Below are 26,629 nucleotides of genomic sequence, written 5' to 3' on the forward strand. Positions count from 1 at the left end.
CCCCTTGGGCGAACACGCAGGTCTGCCGGCCCTGTCGCCGGGCAACCCTGCTTGCTCTCTTTCTTCCGGACTATCGACCGTCGGCTCCGGCATCGCACCGGATCTGCTGACCCTTCGCCGGGCGGCGAAGGCGCTCGCGGGCTCCGGGCGCGAAGCCCGATACCGCCGGTGGGGAATTCCGCCCCGCCCTGAGAACAAGACAACGATATTGCAATGCAGCAGCGCGGGCAAATGCTGAAAGCGCCAAATCGAGGCGCTGAGGGAAACATTTTTTCCGGAGCGATGCTCAGGGCCGGTACCCGGGCCGATGGATCAGTCGCGGATCACCAGCAGGTCGGAGGCGACGAACCGCAGCGTCACCGTTTCGCCGGCGGCCGGCGGCACCAGGCCGGGGCTGTTGAACATGTCGAAGGAAATGACGCTGGGGCCGACGCGCATGCGGGTGCGGATCACCGAGCCGAGGAAGTTGCTGCTGACCACTTCGCCGGAAAGCGCGGTATCGCCCTTGGCGCCTTCGGCGATCGAGCCTGCCTCGGGGCGCAGCGCCAGTGAGACGGTGTCGCCGGCCTTCACCGCCCCCAGCGGTTCGCGCAGCGTCACGCCCTGGTCGCCGATCGCGACGCGGTTGGCGGCGGGATCGAGCACCTTCGCCTCGATCAGGTTGAGGGTGCCGACGAAGGAGGCGACGAAACGGGTGGCGGGGCGGTTGTAGATCTCCGCCGGCGTGCCGATCTGGTCGGCGCAGCCGGCGTTCATCACCACGATCCGGTCGGAGATCGACAGCGCCTCTTCCTGGTCATGGGTGACGAAGACGGTGGTGATGCCGAGTTGCTGCTGGATCATGCGGATTTCCTCGCGCAGCGAGACGCGGATCTTGGCGTCGAGCGCCGACAGCGGCTCGTCGAGCAGCAGCACCTGCGGCTTGGGTGCGAGCGCGCGGGCGAGGGCCACGCGCTGCTGCTGGCCGCCGGACATCTGGTAGGGGAAGCGGTCGGCGAGATGTTCCAGCTTGATCAGCCCCAGCATCTCCTTGACACGGGCGTCGATCTCCTCCTTCGGGCGGCCGGCGACCTTGAGGCCGAAGGCGACGTTGTCGGCCACGTTCATGTTGGGAAAGAGGGCATAGGCCTGGAACACCATGCCGATGTTGCGCTGGTTCGGCTTCAGCCCCGCCTGGTTCTTGCCGGCCACCGTGATCGTGCCGCCGCTCGGGGTTTCGAAGCCGGCGATCATGCGCAGCACCGTCGTCTTGCCGCAGCCGGACGGGCCGAGGAAGGAGACGAACTCGCCCTTCTCGATCTCCATGTTGAAATCGCGCACGACCTGCACCGTCCCGAAGGACTTCTGGATATGGCTGAGTGAAAGAAACGACATATGCAATGAGTCCTCAGGCCTTGACCGGCGCGGTTTTCTGGAAGCGGGAGACGAGTTGCAGCAGGCCCATGCTGAGCCAGGTGATCGCGAAGGCGATGATCGCGAGCGCGGAGGGTTCATAGGCCTTGTTGGCGCCGACGAGCTGGAGATAGGGGCCGAAGGCCGGCCGGTTGAGCAGCGAGGCCATGGTGAACTCGCCCATCACGATGGCAAAGGTGATGAAGGCGCCGGACAGGACACCGCTCATGACGTTCGGAAAGATGCAGCGGAACAGGATGGTCGGCCACCTGGCGCCGAGGCTTTCGGCGGCCTCGGTCAGCGTGCCGACGTCGATCATCCGCATGGCGGTATCGACGGCGCGGTACATATAGGGCAGCGACAGCGTCATGTAGGAGAACACCAGCAGCATGTTGGTGCCGGAGGTGGAGTTGGTCAGCGGCAGGAAGGACGACGAGTTGTAGAGCCGCAGGTAGCCGAAGACGATGACGATCGCCGGGATGACCAGCGGCAAAAGCGTGATGAACTCGACGACGGGCCGCATCTTCGGCAGGCGCAGGCGCACCCAGTAGGCCGTCGGCACCACCAGCAGCATGCCGAAGATGATGGTGAACAGCGCCATCAGCATCGAGAAGCCGAAGGTGGTGCGGAACTGGATGTCGGAAAAGACCGACTGGTAGGCGTCGAAGGAATATTCGCCGCGGCGCATGCGCAGCGAGAATTCGAAGGTGCCGATCAGCGGCACGATGAAATAGATGGCGCCGATGGCGATCGCGAGCCAGGCGAGGAGGCGGGTCGACTTCATTTCTGCCACCGTTCGGCGCGGGAGCGCAGCCAGATGTAGAGGACGTTGGACAGCCCGGTGATGACGATCATGCCGAGCGCCAGCGCGTAGCCGAGATTGGGGTTGTGCAGCACGTCGCCGCGGATCTGCGCGTAGAGCAGGATCGGCACGATGTTCAGCGACGACCCGGTCAGCGCGTAGGCGGTGGCGATCGCGCCGAAGGCATTGGCGAAGAGCAGGAGCGTCGTGCCGAGCAGGCTCGGCCACAGGATCGGCAGCGCGATCATCCGCCAGTACTGCCAGGTGGAGGCGCCGAGAATCTCGGAGGCCTCGCGCCATTCCTTCTTCATGCCGTCCAGCGCCGGCGTTAGGATCAAGACCATCAGCGGGATCTGGAAGAACATGTAGGTGATCGTCAGGCCGAAGAACGACAGGAGGTTGAAGCCGGTCGAATAGAGGTTGAAGCCGATCATGTCGCGCAGCAGCACGGTGACGAGGCCGGTGCGGCCGAGGGTGGCGATGAAGGCGAAGGCGAGGGGCACGCCGGCGAAATTCGAGGCGACCCCGGAAAAGGTCAAGAGCCCCGAGCGGATCGGCCGCGGCAGGCCGCCCATGACGATCGCCCAGGCCAGGAAGAAGCCGATCACCGCGCCGCCGAGCGAGGAGGCGAACGAGACCCTGATGCTGATCCAGTAGGCGCTGAGGATGTTGGGGGAGAACAGGTCGGCGATGTTCTTCAAGGTGAACTCGCCTTGCGGATTGAAGAAGGCGCCGGTGACGAGATACAGCGTCGGCAGGATCAAAAACAGCAGCGCGAAGATCATGAACGGCGCGATGCCGAGCCAATCGATGACGGTGCGGCGGTCTATCAGGGCTGAATGGCTCATGGATCGGGCAACGTCCGGAAAATGGCGAGAAACTAAGACTTTAGACAGAAATGCGACGGACGCAATCCGCGCAGGTACAGATGAAAGAGCGCCCTTCGCGAAAGGCTGGGCGCCGATGCGCCTCCCCAACGCCCGCGTCGACATCCCCGGTCCTGTGCCGAGGATCTGCCAGCCCGTCTCAAAACCTTGAGAGGCCGGGCGCGGTTTTCAGATGTCCGAGACGGGTCCGGACATGATGGGCAATGAAGGCGGTCGGTGCCTCCCGTCAGATGACGGGAGGCACGCATGTCCGGTTTTACTGGACGTTGGCGCCGACGACGCTGTCCCACTTGGTGGTGATCGCGGTCTTGCCGGCTTCCTGCTCCTCGAGCGTCGGGAAGATGGCCTTTTCGTAAGCCGCTGCCGGCGGCAGGCGATCAAGCATCTCCTGCGGAACCTTGCCGTTCTTGACGAGATCGTTGAAGCGGATCGGGTGGCAATAGCCCTTCAGGTAGCCGAGCTGGCCTTCGTCGGAGTAGATGTACTCCATCCAGAGCTTGGCAGCGTTCGGGTGCGGCGCGTGGGCGGAGATCGCCTGGACGTAGACGCCGGCGACGACGCCGGTCTCGGGAACGACGACCTCGAGCGGCGGGTTGCCGTTCAGCGTGTCGCGCCAGGACAGGCCGTTATAGTCCCAGGCGACCACGATCGGGGTCGAGCCCTGGGCCAGCGAGGCGGACTTGCCGATGACGGGCACGAAGTTGCCGGCCTTGTTGATCTCGGCGAAGACACCCAGTCCGGCTTCGCCGGCCTTGGTCGCATCCGTCTCGCCCTTGCCGAGACCGGCGGCATAGACGGCCTGCACGGCCTGGTTGGAGCCGCGCGGATCGCCGGCGAGTGCGACGGCGTTGGCGTAGTCGGCCTTGGTCAGGTCGGCCCAGTCTTTCGGCACGTCCTTGATGATGTCCGTGTTCACGACGAAGGCGAGAACGCCGTAATAGTCGCCGTACCAGAAGCCCTCGGCGTCCTTGGCGCTGTCGGGGATCGAATCCCAGGTCGCGACCTTGTAGGCTTGGATCAGGCCCTCGGCCTTGGAGGACGGGCCGAAGGACAGGCCGACGTCGATCACGTCGGGAGCCTGGTCGCCGGTGTTGCCCTTGTTGGCCTTGATGGCCTCGATCTCGTCGCCGGAGCTGGCATCCGGGTTCAGTTCGTTGACCGTGATTTCCGGATACTTGGCCTTGAAGCCGGCAATGATGTCGCCATAGCCGCACCAGCTGTGGGGCAGGGCGATCGTGGTCAGCTTGCCTTCCTTCTTGGCGGCTTCGACGAGCTCGGCGCTCGGCTCGGCGGCGGCAACCGCCGTGGTGGCCACGAAAATGGCCGTGGTGAGCGAGAGCAGGCGGCGGGTGCGTGACATCACGGGTTTCTCCTTTGGTGTGTCAGTCAGCTTCGGCGAAGCTGATACTGGTGCGGCATGAAGCTTATGTGACAGTATTTACATGCTTTTCCGGATTTCCCGGGCATTATCCATACGGTTGCATTCACCGCGGCTTGCGGAACAGCCGGCTTGCCTCGAACAGGTCTTCCAGCGACTTCATCCGGTCGCGCGTCTCGCCCCAGTTGGCGCTCTGCACGGCCTCGATCAGCGCCTCCACGGCAAACAGCGTGACCACGGACGAATCCCAGGCGGACGGCACCTCGATCTGGATGCGGAAGGTGTGGGTGGCGAGCTTGGCGATCGGCGACGCCCACTGATCGGTGAACAGCACGATCTCCACGCCGCGGGCGCGGGCGACGCGGGAGAAGGTCTCCATTTCCTGCTCGTAACGGCGGATGTCGAAGACGACGATGACGTCGCCTGCCTTCATGTTCAGGACGTATTGCGGCCAGGAACTGGGATTGGAGGCGAGCTGCGTGACGTTCGGCCGGATGACCTGCAGGTGGGTGAAGAGATAGTCCGCCAGCGCCTTGGTGATGCGGCCGCCGACGAGATAGATGTTGCGCTTGCGGTTGGCGATCAGCGCGGCGGCGCCGTCGAAGTCGGCGATCTCGACCTGCGACAGGGTCTGGCGCAGGTTGTTCATGATGGCGTCGGCGAAGCGGTTGAGGATATGCGTGCCCGGCGCGTTGGCCGCCCAGCGGTCGTGCTTGGCGATCGGGTTGGAGAGCGTCGCTTCCAGTTCATGGTGCAGGTGCGACTGGAAATCAGGGAAGCCGCGATAGCCGAGCTTCTGGACCATGCGCGCGACGGTCGGCGTCGACACGCCGGCGTTCTCGGCGACCGTCGTGATGCTGCCGAGGCCGGATACGGGATAGTTGTCGAGAAGTGATGCCGCCAGCTGCTTTTCGGCGCGCGTGAGTGCGTCGAAATGGGCGTTGATCACGTCCGACACCGTGGTGGTCGCCTGATTCAACGTCAAACTCTTCCCCTGTCTGCCGCTCTGTGGCGGCCTTGAAGAAAATTAAACATCGCTGTCATATTTCGAGTCAAATGATTTTTTGAAGAGAAAATTTCATTCCCTGTTGACATGGTGGGATAGGTGAAGAATTCTCTTCATCAAGAAAACACTGGCCGATCGAGGGGACCGGCTGCATGGGAATCTTGAACGCACAGGAAGGCGATCCGGTCGCCGTCGAGAACGCCGAAGGCCGCAGCCGGTTCATCCTGGTCTGCGAGCATGCCTCGCGGCGGATACCAGAGCATTTCGGCACGCTCGGGCTTTCGACCGAGGCGCTCGAGAGCCATATCGCCTGGGACCCGGGCGCGCTCGCGGTCTCGCGCATGATGGCGAAAAGTCTCGACGCGACCCTGGTCCATCAACGTTTCTCCCGCCTGGTCTACGACTGCAACCGGCCGCCGGATTCGCCGGGCGCGATGCCGGAAACGAGCGAGGTCTATCCGGTGCCGGGCAATGCCGCGCTCTCGCCGGAGGCGCGCCTGGAGCGGGCGCAGACGCTCTATTTTCCCTTTCGGGACCGCATCGCGGACCTTGTGCGCCGGCGCCTCGCCGAGGGCAGGGCGCCGGTGATCGTGACGGTCCACAGTTTCACGCCGGTCTATTTCGGCAAGCCGCGGGCCGTGGAAATCGGCATTCTCCATGACAGCGACAGCCGGCTCGCCGACGCCGTGCTCGCGGCCGCCGCAGGCGGCACCAGCCTCTACGACGTGCGCCGGAACGAGCCCTACGGGCCGGAGGACGGCGTGACGCATACGCTCAAGGAGCACGGCCTCGCCAACGGTCTGCTCAACGTGATGATCGAGATCCGCAACGATCTCGTCAGGGACGAAGCCGGCCAAGGGGTCGTGGCCGACTATCTGACCGGGCTGCTCCTGGAGAGCCTGCCCGGCGCAAGCTGACAAGAAAGATCCCAGGGGACGGCACGTCCGCGGAGACAAGGACACAACCGTGAAGAAGAAAGAGATGTCATATGGGTTCGTTGCTATGCCGGGAGGGTCGTTCGGCAATTGAATGCATCCGGCGCCGGGAGGCCGGGTGATGCCTGAGTTCGTCAAGGCCTATGTCCGCGCGGTCGACCGCTTCAACAGGCGCGTCGGCCTCTTCGCGATGTATCTCATTTTCGCGATGTTCGCGATCCTGCTCTATTCCTCGGTGTCCAAGGCCTTCCACCTGCCGGCCAGCTGGACGCTGGAATCGGCGCAGTTCACCATGGCTGCCTACTACATGCTGGGCGGCGCGTTTGCGATGCAGACCGACGACCATGTCCGCATGGACCTGTTCTACGGCAACTGGTCACCCGCCAGGCGGGCGGCGTTCGATCTCGTGACGGCGATCGCGCTGATCGTCTTCCTCGGCTTCATGCTCTACGGAGGCATCACCAGCACGACCTATGCCATCCAGTTCAAGGAAAAGAGCTTTACCGCCTGGGCGCCCTACATGGCGCCGATCAAGATCATCATGACGTTCGGCATCTTGATGATGCTGGCGCAGGCCACCTCTTCGCTCTTCAAGGATATCGCCGAGTTGCGGGGAAGGCCGATCGCATGAGTTACGAGTTCATCGCAATCATGATGTTTTCCGCGATGATGGTGCTGCTGCTCACCGGGCAGCGGGTCTTTGCCGTCATCGGGTTCGTCGGCGTCATTTCGGCCTTCCTGCTGTGGGGCACGGGCGGTTCGGAAATGGGCTTCGCCTCGGCCATGAAGCTCGTCAAGTGGTACCCGATGCTGACGGTGCCGATGTTCGTCTTCATGGGCTACATGCTTTCGGAATCGGGCATCGCGGAAGACCTCTACAAGGCGTTCCACGTCTGGATGGGGCCGATCAACGGCGGCCTCGCGCTGGGTACGATCGGGCTCATGGTCATCATTTCCGCCATGAACGGGCTTTCGGTCGCCGGCATGGCGATCGGTGCCACCATCGCGCTGCCCGAACTCCTGCGCCGCGGCTACGACAAGGTGATGACGACCGGCGTCGTCCAGGGAGGATCGACGCTCGGCATCCTGATCCCGCCGAGCATCGTGCTCGTGCTCTACGGCATGATCGCTCGCGTCCCGGTCGGTCAGCTCTGGCTCGCCGGCGTGTTCCCGGGCCTCCTGATGGCGTTGCTGATGGCGATCTACGTCTATATGCGCTGCCGCCTCAATCCGTCGCTCGGTCCGCCCCTGCCGGCGGAAGAGCGCACCGTGCCGCTGGCCGAGAAACTGAAGCTGCTGACGGCCGGCCTCCTGCCGCTCGGCATCTTCACGCTGATGATGTGGCTGTTCCTCAGTGGCATCGCCAGCCTCGTGGAAGCCTCGGCGGTCGGCGCGATCTCCTCGGCGCTCGTCGCCTGGCAGCGCGGCCGTCTCAGCGCGAAACTCTGGAACGACGTCCTGCAGAAGACGCTCGGCATCACCTGCATGTTCATGTGGATCCTGATCGCCTCGCTCTGCTTCGGCGCCGTCTTCGACGGTCTCGGCGCGGTGAAGTCGATCGAGCGCTTCTTCCTCGGCGACCTCGGGCTGGAGCCGTGGCAGGTGCTGGTGCTGATGCAGGTCTCGTTCCTGGTCATGGGGATGTTCCTCGACGACACGGCGATGCTCGTCATCGTGGCGCCGCTCTACATCCCGCTGGTGCAGAAGCTGGGCTTCGACCTCGTCTGGTACGGCGTGCTCTACACGATCACCTGCCAGATCGCCTACATCACCCCGCCGTTCGGCTACAACCTGTTCATGATGCGCGCCATGGCGCCGCCCGGCATCGGCATGACCGACATCTACAAGTCGATCTGGCCTTTCGTCGGCATCATGCTGGCGAGCCTGATCATCATCGGCGTGTTCCCGGAGGTCGCGACGTGGCTGCCGAACACCTACTACACCAAATGACCGGATCTCCCGGCGGCGGAGGCCACCGGGATTTTGCCGGACGAAACGAGGCCGACAGAAGAAAAGACAATTGACCGACCGGGATGAACGGCCGTTCCCGGCAAAACCAGAGTGTAACCAGAGGGATTGAGATATGACCAACAGACGGCAATTTCTGAGCAGGGCAGGCGCTGTGACGATCGGGGCAGCAGGTGCGGCAACGCTTGCCACGCCGGCCATCGTGAAGGCCCAGACGGCGATCAAGTGGCGTTTCCAGACCTATGCGGGCGCAGCGCTCGGCGAACACGTCACCAAGCCGATCATCGATGCGATCAATGCCGCCGCCAAGGGCGAACTCGAGATCGAACTCTACTACGCCGACCAGATCGTTCCGACCGGCGAGCTTTTCCGCGCGCTCCAGGCCGGCACGATCGACGCGGTGCATTCCGACGACGACTCCATGGCCTCGCCGGCGGAAGTCGCCACCTTCGGCGGCTATTTCCCGCTCGCCACCAAGCAGATCCTCGACGTGCCGGTGCTCTTCAAGCAGTACGGTCTCGCCGATATCTGGCGCTCGGCCTACGAGAAGGTCGGCGGCGTCGTGTGGCTGTCGTCCTCCGGGCAGGACCCGTGCCACTTCAACACCAAGAAGCCGATCAACACGCTCGCCGACCTGCAGGGCCTGCGCCTCTACACCTTCCCGACGGCGGGTCGCTTCCTCACCCAGTTCGGCGTCGTGCCGGTGACGATCCCCTACGAGGACGCGCAGGTCGCCGTGCAGACCGGCGAACTCGACGGCATGGCCTGGTCGGGCATCACCGAGGACTACACTGTCGGCTGGGCCGACGTGACGGACCACTTCCTGACCAACAACATCTCGGGCGCCTGGATCGGCTCCTTCTTCGTCAACGAGAAGAAGTGGGCGGAGCTGCCGGAGCATCTGAAGAAACTGGTCCTGACGGCGATCGAGGCCGGCAACAACTACCGCGACCAGTGGTACTGGGGCGGCGAGGCGAAGCTGCGCGCCGAGGGCACGAAGCTGAAGCTGACCAGCATTCCGGCGGCCGAGTGGAAGCCGGTGGAAGACGCTGCGAAGGTGTTCTGGAAGGAGATCGCCGAGCAAGGCGAGACGGCCGCCAAGGTCGTCAAGATCTTCGAGGACTACAACGCCATCATCAACAAGGCTGGCCCGCCCTACGTCAACGGCTGATGTGAACCGCACCAATCCGGGTCGGGCCCATGCGCCCGGCCCGGCATGAAACGGCAACCCCCAGGACCGCCTCGATGACCATGACCTACAGTTTTGACGATCTGAAGAAGGATGTCGCCGAAGGGCGCATCGACACCGTTCTCGCATGCCTCGTGGACATGCAGGGCCGCCTGATGGGCAAGCGGTTTCATGCCCGGTTCTTCGTTGACGGCGCCTACGAGGAGACGCACAGCTGCAACTACCTGCTCGCCACCGACATGGAGATGGAGACCGTCTCCGGCTATCGCTCGACCGGTTGGGCCGCGGGCTATGGCGACTACACGATGAAGCCGGACCTTTCGACGCTGCGCAAGGTGCCCTGGCTCGAGGGGACGGCGCTGGTGCTCTGCGACGTGCTCGACCACCACACCCACAAGGAGGTGCCGCATTCGCCGCGCGCGATCCTGAAGAGGCAGGTCAAGCGGCTGGAGGCGATGGGGCTGAAGGCCTACATGGCGAGCGAGCTGGAGTTCTTCCTGTTCGACCAGACCTATGACGACGCCCGCGAGAGCGGTTATCGCGACCTGAGGCCGGTCAGCGGCTACAACGAGGACTACCATATCTTCCAGACGACCAAGGAAGAGGACGTGATGCGGGCGATCCGCAACGGCCTGCAGGGCGCCGGCATTCCGGTGGAGAACTCCAAGGGCGAGGCCTCGGCCGGCCAGGAGGAGATCAACGTGCGCTATGCCGATGCGCTCGCCATGGCCGACCGGCACGCGATCATCAAGAACAGCTGCAAGGAAATCGCCTGGCAGCGCGGCAAGGCGATCACCTTCCTCGCCAAGTGGCACTATTCCGCCGCCGGTTCGTCCTCCCACATCCACCAGTCGCTCTGGAGCCTGGACGGCAAGACGTCGATGTTCCAGGATGCCGAGGCGCAGTACGGCATGTCGGAGATGATGCGCAGCTACGTCGCCGGGCTCCTGAACCATGCGAGCGAGATCACCTATTTCCTCGCGCCCTACATCAATTCCTACAAGCGCTTCATGGCCGGCACCTTCGCGCCGACCAAGGCGGTGTGGAGCAAGGACAACCGCACGGCCGGATACCGGCTCTGCGGCGAGGGGACCAAGGCGATCCGCATCGAATGCCGCGTCGGCGGCTCCGACCTCAACCCCTATCTCGCCATGGCCGCCCTGCTCGCCGCCGGCATCGCCGGGATCGAGGGCAACCTGGAACTGGAGGCGCCGTTCGTCGGCGACGCCTATGGCGGTAAAGGCATCCGCGAGATCCCCAAGACGCTGCGGGAAGCGACCGAGTTCATGACGACGTCGAAGATGCTGCGCGAGGCCTTCGGCGAGGATGTGATCGACCACTACACGCGCGCTGCCGAGTGGGAGCAGGAGGAATACGATCGACGGGTGACGGACTGGGAGGTGGCGAGAGGGTTCGAGCGGGCCTGAGGGTTTGTTGATGCAGGGTCAACACGATGGTAAAATCGCAACAGTCGGAGGGTGCCTCATGATCGACAGTGCGTGGTTTTATCAGCAGCTCGAGAAGGACGGCCGGTCGCTGCGCGCGATGGCGCGGGCGCTCGGGCTCGATCCCAGCTCCGTGTCGCGCATGCTGCGCGGCGAGCGCAAGATGACGGCGGACGAGCAGGACGGCATCGCCGCCTATTTCGGCGTGTCGCTCCTCGACGTCGCGGCGCGGCGGCGCGGGGAGGGGCGCGGCTTTGCCGAGGAAGGGCAGGAGGCGTTCAAGACGGATGCGGGTCGCAACTCGGCGTCCGCGCCGGAAGGCGGAGGCGCGGTCGGCGGGAAGGCCGGACATGCCGCGGCGACGGACAATTTTTACGACCGGGTACGGGGGTGCATGAAGGGAACGGTGACGATCGCGCCGGGCGTCGACCTGACTGAGCCAACGGATCCGGAATGGGCAAAGGTCTATGACGACGACTGAACGGTATCTGTTGGATACCTGCGCGCTCATCTACATAGCCCATGACGTAGCGATTTCCGAGCGTGCGATGGCCATGCTGCGGGCGACGCCTGCGTTGGATAATTGCGTCCTCGTGTCTGCTTTTTCTGCCTGGGAGATCGGCATGCTGGTGGCCAAGGGCCGGTTGAACATCACGAAGCCGCCCTTGATTTGGTTTCAGGAGGCGGCTCACAGGATGGCGGCCGGCGTTCTCGACGCCACACCGGACATCCTCGTCGCCGCGTCCTTCCTGCCGGAGCCGCTGCATGCCGATCCGGCGGACCGCATCCTGATCGCGACGGCGCGCGAGCACGATTTGACGATCATCACCCGCGACCGGGCCGTCCTGGCCTATGGCGCGGCGGGACATGTGAAGGTGTTGGCCTGCTAGGCGGAGGCGCCCGGGGGCCCAAGGAGAAGACAATGACGCAAGTGATCAAATGCATTTCGCCCGTCGACGGCTCGGTCTACGCCGAGCGGCCGGCGATGCCGCTGGAGGCGGCGAAGGACGTCGTCGCGCGGGCGCGCAAGGCGCAGAAGGCCTGGGCGCGGCGGCCGCTGGAGGACCGCGTCCAGCTCGTCCTCAAGGGTGTCGCCCGGCTGAACGAGATGGCCGACGAGGTGGTGCCCGAGCTCGCCTGGCAGATGGGCCGGCCGGTCCGCTATGGCGGCGAATTCAAGGGCTTCAACGAGCGCTCCAACTATGTGGCCGACATCGCGGCATCCTCGCTGGCGCCGCTGGTGATCGAGGACAGCGAGCGCTTCGAGCGCCGCATCGAGCGCGAGCCGCACGGCGTGGTCTTCGTCATCGCGCCGTGGAACTATCCCTACATGACGGCGATCAACACGGTCGCGCCGGCGCTGATGGCCGGCAACACCGTCATCATCAAGCATGCCGCGCAGACGCTGCTCGTCGGCGAGCGCATGGTGCGCGGCTTCGTCGAGGCCGGCGTTCCCGAGGACGTGTTCCAGAACATCTTCCTCGACCACGACACGACCTCGGCGCTGATCGCGGCGAAGAGCTTCGACTTCGTCAATTTCACCGGTTCGGTCGAGGGCGGGCGCGCGATCGAGCGCGCGGCGGCCGGCACGTTCACCCCGCTCGGGCTCGAACTCGGCGGCAAGGATCCGGGCTATGTGATGGAGGACGCGGATCTCGACGCTGCCGTGGACACGCTGATGGACGGCGCGACCTACAATTCCGGCCAGTGCTGCTGCGGCATCGAGCGCATCTACGTCAACGAGAAGCTCTACGATGCCTTCGTCGAGAAGTCGGTCGCCTGGGTTTCCAACTATAGGCTCGGCAACCCGCTCGACCAGGAGACGACGCTCGGACCGATGGCCAACAAGCGCTTTGCCGCAACCGTGCGCCAGCAGGTCGCCGACGCGGTCTCGCGCGGCGCCAGGGCCCTGATCGATCCGAAGCTGTTTCCCGCCGATGACGGCGGCGCCTATCTCGCCCCCCAGGTGCTCGTCGACGTCGACCATTCGATGGCGTTCATGACGGAGGAGACGTTCGGCCCGGCGGTCGGCATCATGAAGGTCAGGAGCGACGAGGAAGCGCTCGGCCTGATGAACGACTGCAAATACGGCCTGACGGCGTCGCTCTGGACGAAGGATGCCGACCGGGCGGCCCGGATCGGCCGTGACCTCGAGACCGGCACCGTGTTCATGAACCGCGCCGACTACCTCGATCCGGCGCTGTGCTGGACCGGCGTGAAGGAGACCGGCCGTGGCGGCTCGCTCTCCGTCATCGGCTTCCACAACCTCACCCGCCCGAAATCCTATCACCTCAGGAAAGCATTCGCATGACCATCACCGCCAACTGGAGCTACCCGACCGCCATCAAGTTCGGGGCAGGGCGTATCAAGGAACTCGCCGACCATTGCAAGGCGGCCGGCATGAAGAAGCCGCTGCTCATCACCGACCGCGGGCTCGCGCCGATGGCGATCACGCAGAACGCGCTCGACGTCCTCGAGGCTGCCGGGCTCGGGCGGGCGATCTTCGCCGAGGTCGACCCGAACCCGAACGATGCCAACCTCGAGGCCGGGGTGAAGGCGTTCCGCGCGGGCGGCCATGACGGCGTCGTCGCCTTCGGCGGCGGCTCCGGCCTCGATCTCGGCAAGGCGGTTGCCTTCATGGTCGGTCAGACGCGGCCGGTCTGGGACTTCGAGGACGTCGGCGACTGGTGGACGCGTGCTTCCGTGGACGGCATCGCCCCGATCGTCGCCGTTCCGACGACGGCCGGCACCGGCTCCGAAGTCGGTCGCGCCTCGGTCATCACCAATTCCGAGACCCATACGAAGAAGGTGATCTTCCATCCGAAGTTCCTGCCGGCGGTGACGATCTGCGACCCGGAACTGACGGTCGGCATGCCGAAGGTGATCACGGCCGGCACCGGCATGGATGCGTTCGCCCATTGCCTGGAGGCCTATTGCTCGCCCTTCTACCATCCGATGAGCCAGGGGATCGCGCTGGAGGGCATGCGGCTGGTGAAGGAATACCTGCCGCGCGCCTACAAGGACGGAACCGACATCGAGGCGCGCGCCAACATGATGTCGGCGGCCGCCATGGGGGCGGTCGCCTTCCAGAAGGGGCTCGGCGCCATCCACTCGCTGTCGCATCCGGTGGGCGCCATCTACAACACCCACCACGGCATGACGAATGCGGTGGTCATGCCGCCGGTGCTCCGCTTCAACCGTCCGGTGATCGAGGACAGGATCGCCGCCGCCGCCGCCTATCTCGGCATTGCCGGCGGCTTCGACGGCTTCTACGACTACGTGCTGGAACTGCGCAGCGAACTTGGCGTGCCGGACAAGCTCGCAGCGCTCGGCGTCGGCACCGACCGGATCGACGATATGGCGGCGATGGCGATCGTTGACCCGACTGCCGGCGGCAATCCGGTGGAACTGACGCTGGACGCGGCAAAGACGCTGTTCGTCGAGTGCATCTGAAACGTATCGATTGCACATTTCCGTCCTCCAGAACCCGGCGCCCTTGCGCCGGGTTCTGTTGACGGCAGACCCACTCTTGCCGGGTTCTCCCCTTTCTTCCGCTCGTCCGTTCAGCAGCGCCGCGTCTGCAGCGCGAAAGAATCTCCTGCGCGCAAGGACTTGCGCACGCCGGATGCCGGCTCGGCGGCCGGCATCACGGTTCCTTCAGGTTGCCCGTTCGAGGAGGAGGGCACCTGGATTTCCAGATCCCGCCTGCGGCGGCGACATTTCCGCGGGGGGCTGTTGTCACCGGTCTGTCACAATTCGTAGCGTTCCGGCACGAATCGGAGTGATTCCTTAACGTTCTTCATGAAAGCTCGTGGCGGGCTGCATGTGGGATTTGGGAGGCCAATGGCAGTCATAGCAGTTGCAAATGCGAAGGGTGGATCCGGCAAGACGACGGCGGTGGCGCTGCTGGCGACGGAACTCGCCCGGTCGGGCGCGGAGGTGGTCGTTCTCGACTGCGATCCGCTCGGCCTCGCAGCGGACTGGGCGGGCCGGTGCGGCCCGGAAAGCGGCATCGCCGCCATTGCCGACATCACCGCCGGCACGCTCGCCGATCACTTGCGGCGGCTGAACAGGCCGGATCGCCATATCATCGCCGACCTCTCCGGCGCGCGGGACACGCTGATGGCGCTGGCGCTCGGGCTTTGCGACCTTGCGCTGATCCCGGTGCAGGGCAGCGCGCTCGATGCCCGGGGCGCCATCCAGGTGCTGGAACTGATCCAGTGCATCGAGGCGAATGCACGCGCGAACATCAACCGCGCCGTCGTGCTGTCGCGCGTCAATCCGCTGGTGGCGACGCGATCGCTGCGCACCGTGCGCGACCTGCTCCTCTTGCGCGGCATGGCGATGATCGAGACGCCCGTGGTCGAACGGGCGGCCTATCGCGCGATGTTCGAACGGCCGGGAACGCTCTATACGCTCGATGAGCGCCAGGTGCCCAATCTCGGCCGGGCACAGGCGAACATGCAGGCCTTTGCGCGTGACGTGATGGCGCGCATCGACCACGGCGGGCGCGATGCGCACGGCCCGTTTGCGTCCCTGTGCTACCAGCACGGCCTCGCGGCGGAAGAGCCGTGCGCGAACGACGACCGGCCGGTACGCCGGATCTTCCAAGGCAGCTGAACGGCTTTTCGCAGGGGCAGCGGACGGTTTGCCGGCACCGTGTCGAGGCCGTTTGCGGAGCCCGCGTTTGCAATTCGTTAACCATGTTCTGAAAGGTTGGTTAACAAGGCGCCATTCCCGCTTCGCGCCCGTCAAAGAGCGATGAGGGGCTCGTGCCGCCGATCATGAGGAATTTGAAATGCCAGTCATAACTTTCGCCAATGCCAAGGGCGGAGCGGGGAAGACCACCGCAGCGCTGATTCTTGCGACGGAGCTGGCGGCCCAGGGCCATCGCATCACCATTCTCGACGCCGATCCCCAGCGCTGGATCACCAGCTGGCACGAACTCTCCGGCGTCCAGCGCAACCTGTCGGTCATCTCCGAAGTCTCGATGGGGTCGCTGCAGTCGCATATCCGCGAGAACCGCGACCAGACGGATTATTTCATCATCGACCTGGCCGGCGCGCGCGATGCGCTGGTGGCGACCGCGATCGGACTTTCCGACCATGTGATGATCCCGATCCAGGGCTGTGCGATGGATGCGCGGGGCGGCGCACAGATCCTCGAACTCCTGCAGCAGCTCGACAAGCGCGCCGGCGTGCGCGTCGCCCATTCGGTCGTCCTGACCCGGATGAGTGCGGTGGTGACCACCCGCGCCATGGCGGCGATCAAGCAGCTCCTGTCCGAGCGCGGCGTCGCTGTTCTAGACACGCCGATCGCCGAGCGCGTCGCCTTCCGCGACATCTTCGATTGCGGCGGCACGCTGCGGACGATGGATCCGCAGCGTATCTCCAACCTCGACAAGGCGCGCGAGAACGCCCGGCTCTTTGCCGAAGAGGTCCTGCGCCTCGTGCCGGTCCGCCGCGGGGCGCTTGCGGCATGTCGCAGCGCGCTCGAGACCCGGGTCCGCGCGGCCTGACGGGCACTCTCCGGCCCGAGGTCCGCGTCTTCCGTCCTGCAAGCCTCCGCTGCGTGCGCACCGGAGGCATTGCACTTGTACGGCCGAACCGAGCGCAGGTCGGCCACGACGAAAGTCCAGCGTCCCGGCCCTGCCAAAACTGGCATTTCATAACCAAGCATTTACCACGTGTGGCGTTAGATGACGGCAGCCACTTCGAGGCGCGGGCATGCGGCCCGTTCCGGGCGCCATGACCGGCGCGATTGCTCACGAGGCTCCTCCCGGAGCGCTGCGGGGCCGTCCACGAAGATCGCCCACCTCCCGCAAACTGCCCCCAATGGCATGGAAATTCCGATGAGCGCTGCATCCCCGACCTCAAGCAACAACACCGATCTCGCCCGCCGTCTCGACTATCTCGGGATCGACGCCAGGGCCGTGAACAACCTGCGCTCCCTGAAGCCGCTGCTCGAGGGCGAACTCGCGCCGGCGCTGGATCGCTTCTACGGCGTGGTGCGCAACAGCCCGGAGGTCAATCATCTCTTCTCCAGCGACGCCCACATGGCCGGCGCGAAGAAGGCGCAGCTTGGCCACTGGGCCAACATCTGGAACGGCGACTTCGGTTCCGACTATGCCGACAAGGTGCTGACGATCGGAAAGGTCCACGCGCGGATCGGCCTGGAGCCACGCTGGTACATCGGCGGCTATGCGCTGATCGTCGAGCATCTGCTGGCGGCGGCCCTGAAGGAGATGTGGCCGAAGCCTGGCCTGTTCTCCCGATCCGAATACGGCGCAGACGAGGTGGCGCAGAAGCTCGCATGCCTGGTCAAGGCCGTCTTCCTCGACATGGACCTGTCGATCTCCGTCTACATGGACGCCTCCGAGACCAGCAAGCAGCAGGCTGTACAGGAGCGTGCGGTGGCGGCCGAGCGCGAGATCGTCGGCCGGAATTTCGGCGCGGCGCTGAAGCGGATCTCCGAAGGCGACCTGACCGTGCGGATCGACGGCGCGCTGCCGGAGGCCTACGAGACGCTGCGGCAGGACTTCAACCACGCCGTCTCCGCCCTGTCGCAGGCGATCGGCGGCATCCATTCGGGCGTGGGCTCGATCAATGTCAGCGTCCAGGAGATCGCGGCGGCTTCCGACGACCTCGCCAGACGCACCGAGCGGCAGGCGGCCAATCTCGAGGAGACCGCGGCCGCCGTCGAGGAGGTGACCACGACGGTGAGCCAGACGGCCAGGAGCGCCGACGACGCCAATGCGCTGGTGACGGCTGCGCGCGGAAATGCAGAGCGCAGCGGCGAGGTGGTCGCGCAGGCGATCGCCGCGATGGAGGATATCCAGCAGTCCTCGGCGAGCATCGCCAGCATCATCGAGGTCATCGACGAGATCGCCTTCCAGACCAACCTTCTGGCGCTGAACGCCGGCATCGAGGCGGCGCGGGCCGGCGAGGCCGGGCGGGGGTTTGCCGTCGTCGCCTCGGAGGTGCGCGCCCTGGCGCAGCGCTGTGCCGATGCGGCCAAGGACATCCAGAACCTGATCGCCAAGTCGCACGGACAGGTGGAAGGCGGGGTCCGCTCGGTCAACGAGGTTGCCCAGTCGCTCCGCCAGATCGTGGCGCAGGTGGTCGAGGTCAGCTCCGTCTTCGCGGCGATCCGCGCCAGCACGGCCGAGCAGGCGACGGGCCTGCAGGCGGTCAACCAGGCGATCGGCGCCATGGACCAGATCACCCAGCAGAACGCCTCGATGGTCGAGCAGGCCAATGCGGCCAGCCAGGCGCTCTCCAAGGATGCGGCGACCATCGCGGAGCGGCTAAGCGCGTTCCGCACCAGCGGGCAGGCGGCGGCCGCACCGGCCGCAGGCTACGTCCGCGCGGCCTGAGGGGCGGCGGGCTACAGCGCCTCGGCCCGTTCCTGTGCCGCCGACCGGCCGAGGAGCGCGAGGGCGAGGGCGGCGAGGGGCAGGCCGGCTGCGACGAGGAAGGTCGTGGTGAAGGCGCGGGCAACGGTCTCCGGAGCGGTTGCGGCGAGGTCTCCCGGCCCGACCGCAGTGGCGAACAGCGTCGCCATCACCGAGGCGCCGGTCATGAAGCCGAGGTTTCGCGACAGGCCGAGCAGTCCGGACAGCAGTCCGCGCTGCTCGTCGCGTGCCGCATTCATCACGGCGGTGTTGTTCGCCGCGAGGAACAGCTGGAATCCTGGCGTCAGCACGATCAGCGCGGCGACATAGCCCATGACGCCGAGGGTGCGGGGCAGGAGCGCCAGGCAGACAAGGCCGAGGGTCGTCTCGACGAGGCCGACGACCAGCACGGGGCGGGCGCCGAAGCGGTCCGTCAGACGCCCGGCGAAGATGCCGGAAAAAGCCGCCGTCACCGGACCTACCGCCATGACGAGGCCGACCAGCGCCTCGTTCAGGCCGAGGCCGAAGGACAGGAAGAACGGCCCCACCACCAGGGTTGCCATCATCACGGTCGCGGCCAGAAGGCTCATGGCCAGCGCCGTTCCGGTCGTCCGGTCGCGCAGGATCGACACCGGCACCAGCGGTGAGGCCGAGCGGGCCTCGACGATGACGAAGGACACAAGCGCAAGGGCGGCGCCGGTCAGAAGCAGGGACGCGCCGGCCGTCGCTCCCGCCTTTCCACCTGCCGTCGCGAGCGCATAAAGGGTCAGGGTCAGCGCCAGCAGGGCGGCGCCCGGCCAGTCCATCCGTCCGTCCGGCCTGCGCGTGGCGGGCATCTGCGGGATCGTGCGCGCGGCAAGGCCGAGCACCACGATGCCGGCCGTGGCCAGCGCCACGAAGGCCGCGCGCCAGCCGAAGCCGGAGACCAGCATGCCGCCCACGGACGGTCCGAGCGCGGTGCCGATCGCCGACATCGTGCCAAGCAGCCCCATCGCCGATCCGGTGCGCTCCCGCGGGACCGTCTCGCGGATGAGCGAGACCGGCAGCGCCATCAGGATGGCGCTGCCGATCCCCTGGGCGATCCGGCCGGCGATCAGGAGGTCGAGCGTGGGTGCCGCCGCGCACAGGACGGAGGCTGCGGCAAAGAGGGAGAGCCCCGCGAGCAGCACCCGGCGGTGACCGAGGAGATCGCCGAACCGCCCCGCCAGGACGATGGCGACCGTGGCTGCGACGAGATAGGCGAGGATGACCCAGCGGACGGCGGAGATGGGTGCGGAGAAGTCCCGCGCCAGGGCCGGAAGGGCGATGGTGGCGATGCTGATGCCGAGCGATGACAGCAGCATCGCCCCCGCAAGGGCCGTCAGTGCAGGCGGTGTCGCCTTCATTCGATTAATGGCTTTCATGGCAGTTCCTCTTGTTGGAGTTTCGAGTGGCTGCTACTCTGCCACTTCAAGTCAACTTGAGGTCAAGCATGAAACTTCTCGACATCGGCGTGCTCTCGGAAAGAAGCGGCGTGCCGCCCTCGACGCTGCGCTACTACGAGGAAATCGGGCTGATCGTCTCGCTCGGACGACACGGCTTGCGACGCCAATACGGGCCGGAGGCGCTGACCCAGCTGGCGCTGATATCGCTCGGCAAGACGGCGGGGTTCAGCCTGGACGAGATCAGGGGCGTGTTCGGCAGGGACGGGGTTGCCGAACTGCCCCGCGCGGCCCTCCATGCGCGGGCGGACAAGCTCGAGATCCAGATCCGCAAGCTGATGACGCTGAAGGACGCGCTGCGGCACGTGGCCGAGTGCCCGGCGGAAAGCCATATGGAATGCCCGAAATTCCGCAGGCTCCTGCGCGCGGCGTCCCATTCGCGCCAGCCGCAGCGCAGGTCTGCCGGCTTCCGCGCCGACCGGGCATAGAGTTCCGGGGCGTCGGGCGCCGGCGACGGCCTTCGCCGGCCCGGAAAACCTCCGGCGAGGAAACGGGCGCGCCGGCGTGCCGTTTCATGGCGGCCAGCCGGCCGATCAGTCGACGAATTCGACCGTGACGCCCTTCGAGGTCATCTTGGCGAGTTCGGTGGCGTCCCAGTTGGTCAGGCGGATGCAGCCGTGGCTCTGGGTCTTGCCGATCTTGGAGGGATCGGGGGTGCCGTGGATGCCGTAGGTGGGCTTCGACAGCGCGATCCAGATGGTGCCGACGGGGCCGTTCGGGCCGGGTTGCAGGGTCAGCACCCTGTCATTGGCGCCCTGCTGGAAATTGATCTTCGGATTGTAGGTATAGTTCGGATTGAAGGCGATCCGCTCCACCGTCACCGTGCCGGAGGGGGACGGAGTGTCGGACGAGCCGATGCTGGCCGGGTAGGCGGCGATCAGGGCGCCCATGTCGTCATAGGCAAGCACCTGCTTGCGGCCCTTGTCGGCGATGATGCGGGCGACCTTGCCCTTCTTCGGTTCGCCGACGTTGATCACCTTGATGATCGTGCCGGGAATGGTGAAGTCCACGCCCGGGTTCATCTCCTTCAGGTAGTTCTCGTCCATGTGGAAACGCTCGGCCAGCGCCTCGCTCGTGGACGTGTAAGAGAGCGCGGGGAGGGCTGCCTTGTGGGCGTAGTCGTCGGGGATCGACGCCACGTAGGGGCCCGCGGCATCGGCTGCGGTGATCTCGTAGGTGGTGAACGGCATGCCGCCGTTCAGGTGCAGCCGTTCGACGATCGAATCGGTATCGTTCGGATCGAGCGTCTCGCCGTTGGCGAGTTGCCAGGCCTCGATCGCCTTGGTCACGTTGGAGCCCTTCTTGCCGTCGATCACGCCGGGCGAGAAGCCCTCGCGGTCGAGGAAGACCTGCAGGGCCGTCACTTCGGCCGAGGATTTCTTGCCGATCGCGGTTGCCGGCGGAAACTGCGGGCCGGGCACGAATTCCTGCCCGTCCATCGGCGCCTCGGGCAGGGCGGCCATGTCGTCCATGCCAAAGCTCTGTCCATAACCCTGGGGAGGCTGTTCCGGATAGGCTTCGCCCGGCATCGGCTGGGGGAGGTCGGACCGGTCGACGGCGCCCGGCGCACGGTCGCGGTAGTCGGGCACGGCCCCCGTCGTCACGTCGTCGTCGAAGCCGCCCGGCGCGGGCGGGAAATAGTCCGGCGAGGTTTCCGGATAGCCCTCGACCTGCCGGTAGCGGTTGCGGCGCATGTCGCGCCGGTCGTAGCCGGAATAGTCGCGCTGGACCTGCATTTCGGTGGCGACCAGGTTTCCCCAGGCATCGATATAGATCCGGCGGCCCTGGCGGTCGCGGGCGGCACGCACGCTGCCGTCGGCAGGGATATAGTCGAGGAAATCGCCCTGCGGGGTCACCAGCACCGTCCGCCCGTCCCCGCCGCCTTGGAACGTCTGCGCGGCCGCCGGCGCGGCCGCCAGCAATGCCGTCAGGGTGAGCAGGGAAATACTTGTTTTCAAAACGGAATTCACGGGTTCAACCTGTCGTCAGCGCTAAGTTTCGGACGTGGCACTCAATTTCGACGTTAATATGGAAAATGTGAAACGATGGTTAAAGGATCGCTAACCGCCACCTCTCGCGTTCTCCACGGCCGGCCTGCGAGGTCCCGCCCGCCGCGCCGGTCGACAGCATAACGCCCGGGGATTTCTCCGGTTCCGCAGCCTTTGCAAGCAGTTACCCGGCTCACGCCGTGCGGGACCGGCCGCCGAAACCGGTATCGGAATCTTCGGGCCTCGGTTAGCATCGCACGAAAGACGATTCCCGGAGAAGACATGACCCTCGCCCTGACCGCCGAGAACGGAGCGCACAGCTTCGACATCGCGCTTGATTCGCAGTCCGCGCTCGATCTCAGAGACGCGATCTTTTTCGGCATAAACCTGGCGCCGGGCACGGCGATCCCCTCGGATGGCGACCCGCGCATCGACCGGGCGCTGCCGGGCTTCATGTTCACCTGCGGACCGGACCATATCCGCCACCCGGAGCCGGTGGAGGGCGGGGCTGCGGGACAGCGCTATCCGCTGCATGGCTCGCTCTCTTCCCATCCCGCGACCGACATCCTCTACGAAGAGGACGATGGCGAGGTCGTCTGCTCGGCGCGCATCCCGGTGTCTCTCGCGAACGGGGAGAGCGCGGAGATGAAGCGGCACTGGCGGGCCGACCGCAAGACCGGCCACATCACGCTCGACGACGTCGTGACCAATACCGGCGCGCGCGCCTGGCCGCCGGTTGCGATGTACCACATCAATTTCAACACGCGGCTGTTCGACGCGGGCACGCGGCTGACCGGCGCGATGATCGAGGGCGGCAGCCTGCCCTGGCGCTTCGGCGAGGGCGACATGACGATCTTCTGCGTTCCCGCGAAGGAGACATCGCAGCACGGCTGGGCGGACGTCGCGATCGGCCCGATCGCGGCACTCGGCGGGCGCACCCTGCATGTGCGCTTTCGCACCGATACGCTTTCGCACCTGCAGGTCTGGCGCAACCAGTCGCCCGGTTGTCATGTGCTCGGGATCGAGCCGGTCTCGCACCGGCTGGCCGGCCGGGCGGACCTGATCGCGTCCGGCGAGATGACGGAATTCGCGCCCGGCGAAGCGGTCAGCTACGGCCTGTCCTTCGAGCTCAGGTAGCGGGCCCGTCACGCCGCTGCCGCCTTCTGTCGTATTGCCCGGCGATTGACGCCCGGCACCGCGCGGCCTACACCGGAGCCGGCAATTTTTTCCGAAGGGTTCGCGTCATGGATATCCGCCCGATCAACGACGAATACTCGGTCTCCGGCCAGATCGCAGTCGACGAACTGGACGAGATCAAGGCGATGGGGTTCAAGTCGATCGTCTGCCACCGGCCGGACCACGAGAGCCCGGACCAGCCGGAGTTCGCCGCGATCGCGGCGCGTGCAAAGGAACTCGGGCTGGAGATCCGGCACATCCCGGTCGGCCCGATGGGCGTCACCGCCGATGCCGTCACCGCCATGGTCGATGCGCTCGACGAACTGTCGCGGCCGATGCTCGGCTACTGCCGCTCGGGCGCCCGCTCGACCAACATCTACGGCCAGACCCAGCACCTGCGGGGATGAGCTTCGACAGGCCGAACATTGCGCCGCGCCATCGCCGCGGCCGTCATGCCTGGTCCTGAGCCGGGCATCCGACCACGCCACCGCCATATCAACGTCCCGATCCGGCGGCTGACGGCTGTCGGGCTGTGCCCGGCAGCCGCGACGTCTATCCCCGCCCATTGCCATCCCGGATCTGCGACAGCGTGCGTGCGGGCGTGATTGCCTCCGGGTCGAGCCTGACCTCGATGATCGCGGGCTTGCCGCTTGCGCGGGCGCGCAGGTAGGCGGGGGCGAATTCTTCGGTCCTCGATACCGTCTCGCCATGGCCGCCATAGGAGGCCGCAAGGGCCGCGAAGTCCGGATTGGTCAGCCCGGTGGCGCTGACGCGGCCGGGATATTCGCGTTCCTGGTGCATGCGGATCGTGCCGTACATGCCGTTGTTGACGACGATCGCGATGATCGGCAGGCCGTAGCGGACTGCCGTTGCGAATTCCTGGCCATGCATGAGGAAGCAGCCGTCGCCGGCAAAGCAGACCACCTCCCGCTCCGGAAAGAGCTGCTTGGCGGCCACGGCCGCCGGCAGGCCGTAGCCCATCGAGCCGGAAGTGGGGGCAGCCTGCGTGGCGAAGCGGCGGAAGCGGTGGAAGCGGTGCAGCCAGGTGGCATAGTTGCCGGCGCCGTTGGTGAAGATCGCGTCCTGCGGGACGTTCTCCTCGATCCAGGCCATGATCGGACCCATGTGGACGTCGCCGGGACCGGCGGCGGGCGGCGTCGACCAGGCCCGGTAGGCGGCGTGCATCGTCTTCGTCCGGTCCGCCCAACGGGGCGGGGCGGCGGGCGAAAGCCCGGCCAGCGCATCGACGAAATCCGCCGGGCTGGCGCAGATCGCGAGATCGGGGCGATAGACGCGGCCGAGTTCGGACGGGTCGGGATGGACGTGGACGAAGGTCTGCTGCGGGTAGGGGTTGTCGACCAGCGTATAGCCGGAAGACGGCATCTCGGAATAGCGGCCGCCTAGCATGAGCACGAGATCGGCGCCGCGGATTTCCCTGGACAGCGCCGGATTGATGCCGATGCCGGAATCGCCGGCATAGTTCGGATGCAGGTGATCGAACAGCATCTGCCGCCGGAACGAGCAGGCGACGGGCAGTGACCAGCGCTCCGCGAAGGCCGCGATGCCTGAGACGCTCTCCTCGTCCCAGCGCGTGCCGCCGAGGATGACGATCGGCCGCTCGGCCTTTTCCAGCAACGCCGCCAGGCGGGCGACCTGCGCCGGGCCCGGATGGGCCTCTACGGGAACGTAGGGTTTTGCCGCCACCGCCTCGACCGTGTCGGTCAGCATGTCCTCCGGCAGCGCCAGCACGACCGGGCCCGGCCGCCCGGACGTCGCCACCGCGAAGGCGCGGGTGACGAACTCGGGAATGCGCCTAGCATCGTCGATCTCGGCCACCCACTTGGCGACCTCGGTGAAGGCGCGGCGGTACTCGATCTCCTGGAAGGCCTCGCGCTCGCGCGCCTCGCGCTGGACCTGGCCGATGAACAAGATCATCGGGATCGAATCCTGCCGGGCGATATGCAGGCCGGCCGAGGCGTTGGTGGCGCCCGGGCCGCGGGTAACCATGCAGATGCCCGGCTCGCCGGTCAGCCGGCCCCAGCAGTCGGCCATCATCGCCGCTCCGCCTTCCTGGCGGCAGACGAGCACGTCGATGTCGGTGTCGTGCAGCGCATCGAGCACCGCAAGGTAGCTCTCGCCGGGAACGCAGGCGACGCGCTTCACGCCATTGGCGACGAGCGCGTCGACGATCAGTTGTCCGCCGGTCCTGCCTTCTTGCGGGGCAGGCCCTGCCTCTTGCTGCGTCATGCGGATTTCCTTTCTGCTTCGATGCTTTCCAGCTCTGCCAGGATCTCGTTCGTGTGTTCACCAAGCCGCGGGCTCGGATGCTCGTAGACCAGCGGCGTCTCGGAGAAGACGATCGGCGTGCGCACGCCGGGGATCCGGTTGCCGTCGCGGTCGGCAAGGTCGAGACGCAGGCCGCGGGCCTTGACCTGCGGGTCGTCGAAGGTCTCGGCAATCGAATTGATCGGCCCGGCGGGCACGCCGTTCTCCTCGCAGGCCGCCAGAAGTGCTGCCTTGCCCCACTGCCGGCTGCGCTCCAGGATCAGCGGGCGCAAAGCATCGCGGTGCCTGACGCGCGAGCGGTTGGTGGCGAAGCGCTCGTCGGTGGCAGGCCCGTCGAGGCCGAGAATGGCGCAGAGGCGCTGGAACTGGCCGTCATTGCCGACGGCGAGGATCATGTACCCGTCCGCCGTCTCGATCACCTCGTAGGGGGTGATGTTGGGATGGGCGTTGCCGAGCCGGGTGGGGGCTGTGCCGGAGACGAGATAGTTCATGTTCTGGTTGGCCATGACCGCGGACTGGACGTCCAGCAGCGCCATGTCGATCTGCTGGCCCTTGCCGGTGCGCAGCGCATGGATGAGGGCCGCCTGGATCGCGGTCACGGCATAGATGCCGGTGAAGATGTCGGCAATGGCGACACCCGCCTTCATCGGCTCGCCATCGGCAGCACCGGTCACCGACATGAAGCCGGACATGCCCTGGACGATGTAGTCGTAGCCGGCGCGGGCGGCATAGGGGCCGTCCTGGCCGAAACCGGTGATGGAGCAATAGACGAGTTTGGGATTGTCGGCTGCGAGGCTCTCATAGTCGAGGCCGTATTTCTTCAGCCCGCCGACCTTGAAGTTCTCGATGACGATATCGGCCGTGCGCACCAGCCGCCGGACGATCGAAAGGCCTTCCTCGGAACGGAAATCGGCGGTGATCGAGCGCTTGTTGCGGTTGGTCGAATGATAATAGGCGGCCGAGAGGTTCTCGCCATCACTGCCGGTGACGAAGGGCGGGCCCCAGGCGCGGGTGTCGTCGCCGCCGTCGGGGTTTTCGACCTTGATCACGTCGGCGCCGAGATCGGCCAGCATCTGGCCGGCCCAGGGACCGGCGAGGACGCGCGCAAGCTCGATGACGCGGATGCCGGAAAGCGGCAGGTTCTTCTCGTCCATCGGTATCCTCCTTGCCGTCGCCGCCGTCCTTTTCGGATTCTGGGTTGCGACGCAGGACGTCTGGATATCAAAAAGGCCGGCGCGGAGATAGCACCAAGGCCGCATGGGTTGATGAGCCTTGGGACTTACCCCCTTGACCTTGCGCAATT

The 26,629-nt window shown here is 66.0% G+C and carries 24 protein-coding genes and 1 riboswitch; of the genes, 15 read left to right on the plus strand and 9 right to left on the minus strand.

Annotated elements, in window-relative coordinates; translation table 11 throughout:
* Nucleotides 1-49: 49 nt before the first annotated feature.
* A riboswitch (FMN riboswitch) is annotated at nucleotides 50-200 on the minus strand.
* 112 nt (nucleotides 201-312) lie between these two features.
* From LQK81_RS06645 to LQK81_RS06665, 5 genes are all read right to left on the minus strand, one after another.
* Entirely contained in the window at nucleotides 313-1,374 is a 1,062-nt protein-coding gene (locus LQK81_RS06645) for an ABC transporter ATP-binding protein (protein WP_230804667.1), read from the minus strand.
* Between the two features lie 13 nt (nucleotides 1,375-1,387).
* Nucleotides 1,388-2,176, minus strand: a complete 789-nt coding sequence (locus LQK81_RS06650) for an ABC transporter permease (protein ID WP_230804668.1) — start codon at nucleotides 2,174-2,176, stop codon at nucleotides 1,388-1,390.
* A complete protein-coding gene (locus LQK81_RS06655) occupies nucleotides 2,173-3,042 on the minus strand; it encodes an ABC transporter permease (protein ID WP_230804669.1) in 870 nt (289 codons plus the stop codon). The genes LQK81_RS06650 and LQK81_RS06655 overlap by 4 nt, the downstream gene beginning before the upstream one ends.
* A gap of 295 nt (nucleotides 3,043-3,337) precedes the next feature.
* Complete coding sequence (locus LQK81_RS06660) at nucleotides 3,338-4,441, minus strand: ABC transporter substrate-binding protein (protein WP_269064728.1); 1,104 nt, start codon at nucleotides 4,439-4,441, stop codon at nucleotides 3,338-3,340.
* Between the two features lie 124 nt (nucleotides 4,442-4,565).
* Complete coding sequence (locus tag LQK81_RS06665) at nucleotides 4,566-5,438, minus strand: MurR/RpiR family transcriptional regulator (RefSeq protein ID WP_230805604.1); 873 nt, start codon at nucleotides 5,436-5,438, stop codon at nucleotides 4,566-4,568.
* 179 nt (nucleotides 5,439-5,617) lie between these two features.
* Here LQK81_RS06665 and LQK81_RS06670 point away from each other — a divergent pair, with 179 nt between their 5' ends.
* The 12 genes from LQK81_RS06670 (at nucleotide 5,618) to LQK81_RS06725 (ending at nucleotide 18,377) form a co-directional block, all read left to right on the plus strand.
* Nucleotides 5,618-6,382: an N-formylglutamate amidohydrolase gene (locus LQK81_RS06670; RefSeq protein ID WP_230804672.1), complete on the plus strand. Its 765-nt coding sequence runs from the start codon at nucleotides 5,618-5,620 to the stop codon at nucleotides 6,380-6,382.
* Between the two features lie 139 nt (nucleotides 6,383-6,521).
* A complete protein-coding gene (locus LQK81_RS06675) occupies nucleotides 6,522-7,031 on the plus strand; it encodes a TRAP transporter small permease subunit (protein WP_230804674.1) in 510 nt (169 codons plus the stop codon).
* Nucleotides 7,028-8,350 (plus strand): TRAP transporter large permease, encoded by a 1,323-nt coding sequence (locus LQK81_RS06680; RefSeq protein WP_230804676.1) that lies wholly within the window; start codon nucleotides 7,028-7,030, stop codon nucleotides 8,348-8,350. The genes LQK81_RS06675 and LQK81_RS06680 overlap by 4 nt, the downstream gene beginning before the upstream one ends.
* A 133-nt stretch (nucleotides 8,351-8,483) precedes the next feature.
* Nucleotides 8,484-9,539, plus strand: coding sequence for a TRAP transporter substrate-binding protein (locus LQK81_RS06685; protein ID WP_230804678.1), 1,056 nt, complete (start codon nucleotides 8,484-8,486; stop codon nucleotides 9,537-9,539).
* A gap of 80 nt (nucleotides 9,540-9,619) precedes the next feature.
* A complete protein-coding gene (locus LQK81_RS06690; protein ID WP_230805606.1) occupies nucleotides 9,620-10,984 on the plus strand; it encodes a glutamine synthetase family protein in 1,365 nt (454 codons plus the stop codon).
* A gap of 58 nt (nucleotides 10,985-11,042) precedes the next feature.
* A complete protein-coding gene (locus tag LQK81_RS06695) occupies nucleotides 11,043-11,483 on the plus strand; it encodes a helix-turn-helix domain-containing protein (protein ID WP_230804680.1) in 441 nt (146 codons plus the stop codon).
* On the plus strand, nucleotides 11,470-11,892 hold the full coding sequence (locus tag LQK81_RS06700) for a type II toxin-antitoxin system VapC family toxin (protein WP_230804682.1): 423 nt from the start codon (nucleotides 11,470-11,472) through the stop codon (nucleotides 11,890-11,892). Before LQK81_RS06695 ends, LQK81_RS06700 begins: the two co-directional genes overlap by 14 nt.
* Nucleotides 11,893-11,924: 32 nt before the next feature.
* Nucleotides 11,925-13,313, plus strand: coding sequence for an aldehyde dehydrogenase family protein (locus LQK81_RS06705; protein WP_230804684.1), 1,389 nt, complete (start codon nucleotides 11,925-11,927; stop codon nucleotides 13,311-13,313).
* Nucleotides 13,310-14,455 (plus strand): iron-containing alcohol dehydrogenase, encoded by a 1,146-nt coding sequence (locus tag LQK81_RS06710; RefSeq protein ID WP_230804686.1) that lies wholly within the window; start codon nucleotides 13,310-13,312, stop codon nucleotides 14,453-14,455. Before LQK81_RS06705 ends, LQK81_RS06710 begins: the two co-directional genes overlap by 4 nt.
* A 390-nt stretch (nucleotides 14,456-14,845) precedes the next feature.
* Nucleotides 14,846-15,622, plus strand: a complete 777-nt coding sequence (locus tag LQK81_RS06715; protein WP_230804688.1) for a ParA family protein — start codon at nucleotides 14,846-14,848, stop codon at nucleotides 15,620-15,622.
* 178 nt (nucleotides 15,623-15,800) lie between these two features.
* Complete coding sequence (locus LQK81_RS06720; protein WP_230804690.1) at nucleotides 15,801-16,520, plus strand: ParA family protein; 720 nt, start codon at nucleotides 15,801-15,803, stop codon at nucleotides 16,518-16,520.
* Nucleotides 16,521-16,853: 333 nt separating this feature from the next.
* Complete coding sequence (locus tag LQK81_RS06725) at nucleotides 16,854-18,377, plus strand: methyl-accepting chemotaxis protein (protein WP_230804692.1); 1,524 nt, start codon at nucleotides 16,854-16,856, stop codon at nucleotides 18,375-18,377.
* Nucleotides 18,378-18,388: 11 nt separating this feature from the next.
* Here LQK81_RS06725 and LQK81_RS06730 read toward each other — a convergent pair whose 3' ends face one another.
* On the minus strand, nucleotides 18,389-19,798 hold the full coding sequence (locus LQK81_RS06730) for an MFS transporter (RefSeq protein ID WP_230804694.1): 1,410 nt from the start codon (nucleotides 19,796-19,798) through the stop codon (nucleotides 18,389-18,391).
* A gap of 68 nt (nucleotides 19,799-19,866) precedes the next feature.
* Between LQK81_RS06730 and LQK81_RS06735 the strand changes: the two genes are divergently transcribed.
* A complete protein-coding gene (locus tag LQK81_RS06735) occupies nucleotides 19,867-20,304 on the plus strand; it encodes a helix-turn-helix domain-containing protein (protein WP_230804695.1) in 438 nt (145 codons plus the stop codon).
* 105 nt (nucleotides 20,305-20,409) lie between these two features.
* Here LQK81_RS06735 and LQK81_RS06740 read toward each other — a convergent pair whose 3' ends face one another.
* Nucleotides 20,410-21,738: a L,D-transpeptidase family protein gene (locus tag LQK81_RS06740; protein WP_442967099.1), complete on the minus strand. Its 1,329-nt coding sequence runs from the start codon at nucleotides 21,736-21,738 to the stop codon at nucleotides 20,410-20,412.
* 408 nt (nucleotides 21,739-22,146) lie between these two features.
* On the opposite strand from LQK81_RS06740, the gene LQK81_RS06745 reads away from it, so the two are divergent.
* Nucleotides 22,147-23,001: a DUF4432 family protein gene (locus tag LQK81_RS06745; RefSeq protein WP_230804699.1), complete on the plus strand. Its 855-nt coding sequence runs from the start codon at nucleotides 22,147-22,149 to the stop codon at nucleotides 22,999-23,001.
* 107 nt (nucleotides 23,002-23,108) lie between these two features.
* Nucleotides 23,109-23,447 carry a TIGR01244 family sulfur transferase gene (locus LQK81_RS06750; protein ID WP_230804701.1) on the plus strand — a complete coding sequence of 113 codons (339 nt, stop codon included), beginning with the start codon at nucleotides 23,109-23,111 and terminating at the stop codon, nucleotides 23,445-23,447.
* Between the two features lie 145 nt (nucleotides 23,448-23,592).
* Here the strand turns inward: LQK81_RS06750 and LQK81_RS06755 are convergent, their stop codons facing one another.
* On the minus strand, nucleotides 23,593-25,287 hold the full coding sequence (locus tag LQK81_RS06755; RefSeq protein WP_230804703.1) for a thiamine pyrophosphate-binding protein: 1,695 nt from the start codon (nucleotides 25,285-25,287) through the stop codon (nucleotides 23,593-23,595).
* Nucleotides 25,284-26,480, minus strand: a complete 1,197-nt coding sequence (locus LQK81_RS06760; protein ID WP_230804705.1) for a CaiB/BaiF CoA transferase family protein — start codon at nucleotides 26,478-26,480, stop codon at nucleotides 25,284-25,286. Before LQK81_RS06760 ends, LQK81_RS06755 begins: the two co-directional genes overlap by 4 nt.
* Nucleotides 26,481-26,629 lie beyond the last annotated feature (149 nt).

Origin of the sequence: Rhizobium sp. GN54 (assembly GCF_021026345.1) — a bacterium.
Taxonomy (GTDB): domain Bacteria; phylum Pseudomonadota; class Alphaproteobacteria; order Rhizobiales; family Rhizobiaceae; genus Mycoplana.

Coding starts and splice junctions, on each gene's coding strand:
- LQK81_RS06645 (WP_230804667.1), bottom strand. CDS start 1,374: ATGTCGTTTCTTTCACTCAGCCATATCCAGAAGTCCTTCGGGACGGTG.
- LQK81_RS06650 (WP_230804668.1), bottom strand. CDS start 2,176: ATGAAGTCGACCCGCCTCCTCGCCTGGCTCGCGATCGCCATCGGCGCC.
- LQK81_RS06655 (WP_230804669.1), bottom strand. CDS start 3,042: ATGAGCCATTCAGCCCTGATAGACCGCCGCACCGTCATCGATTGGCTC.
- LQK81_RS06660 (WP_269064728.1), bottom strand. CDS start 4,441: ATGTCACGCACCCGCCGCCTGCTCTCGCTCACCACGGCCATTTTCGTG.
- LQK81_RS06670 (WP_230804672.1), top strand. CDS start 5,618: ATGGGAATCTTGAACGCACAGGAAGGCGATCCGGTCGCCGTCGAGAAC.
- LQK81_RS06675 (WP_230804674.1), top strand. CDS start 6,522: ATGCCTGAGTTCGTCAAGGCCTATGTCCGCGCGGTCGACCGCTTCAAC.
- LQK81_RS06680 (WP_230804676.1), top strand. CDS start 7,028: ATGAGTTACGAGTTCATCGCAATCATGATGTTTTCCGCGATGATGGTG.
- LQK81_RS06685 (WP_230804678.1), top strand. CDS start 8,484: ATGACCAACAGACGGCAATTTCTGAGCAGGGCAGGCGCTGTGACGATC.
- LQK81_RS06690 (WP_230805606.1), top strand. CDS start 9,620: ATGACCTACAGTTTTGACGATCTGAAGAAGGATGTCGCCGAAGGGCGC.
- LQK81_RS06695 (WP_230804680.1), top strand. CDS start 11,043: ATGATCGACAGTGCGTGGTTTTATCAGCAGCTCGAGAAGGACGGCCGG.
- LQK81_RS06700 (WP_230804682.1), top strand. CDS start 11,470: ATGACGACGACTGAACGGTATCTGTTGGATACCTGCGCGCTCATCTAC.
- LQK81_RS06705 (WP_230804684.1), top strand. CDS start 11,925: ATGACGCAAGTGATCAAATGCATTTCGCCCGTCGACGGCTCGGTCTAC.
- LQK81_RS06710 (WP_230804686.1), top strand. CDS start 13,310: ATGACCATCACCGCCAACTGGAGCTACCCGACCGCCATCAAGTTCGGG.
- LQK81_RS06715 (WP_230804688.1), top strand. CDS start 14,846: ATGGCAGTCATAGCAGTTGCAAATGCGAAGGGTGGATCCGGCAAGACG.
- LQK81_RS06720 (WP_230804690.1), top strand. CDS start 15,801: ATGCCAGTCATAACTTTCGCCAATGCCAAGGGCGGAGCGGGGAAGACC.
- LQK81_RS06725 (WP_230804692.1), top strand. CDS start 16,854: ATGAGCGCTGCATCCCCGACCTCAAGCAACAACACCGATCTCGCCCGC.
- LQK81_RS06730 (WP_230804694.1), bottom strand. CDS start 19,798: ATGAAAGCCATTAATCGAATGAAGGCGACACCGCCTGCACTGACGGCC.
- LQK81_RS06735 (WP_230804695.1), top strand. CDS start 19,867: ATGAAACTTCTCGACATCGGCGTGCTCTCGGAAAGAAGCGGCGTGCCG.
- LQK81_RS06745 (WP_230804699.1), top strand. CDS start 22,147: ATGACCCTCGCCCTGACCGCCGAGAACGGAGCGCACAGCTTCGACATC.
- LQK81_RS06750 (WP_230804701.1), top strand. CDS start 23,109: ATGGATATCCGCCCGATCAACGACGAATACTCGGTCTCCGGCCAGATC.
- LQK81_RS06755 (WP_230804703.1), bottom strand. CDS start 25,287: ATGACGCAGCAAGAGGCAGGGCCTGCCCCGCAAGAAGGCAGGACCGGC.
- LQK81_RS06760 (WP_230804705.1), bottom strand. CDS start 26,480: ATGGACGAGAAGAACCTGCCGCTTTCCGGCATCCGCGTCATCGAGCTT.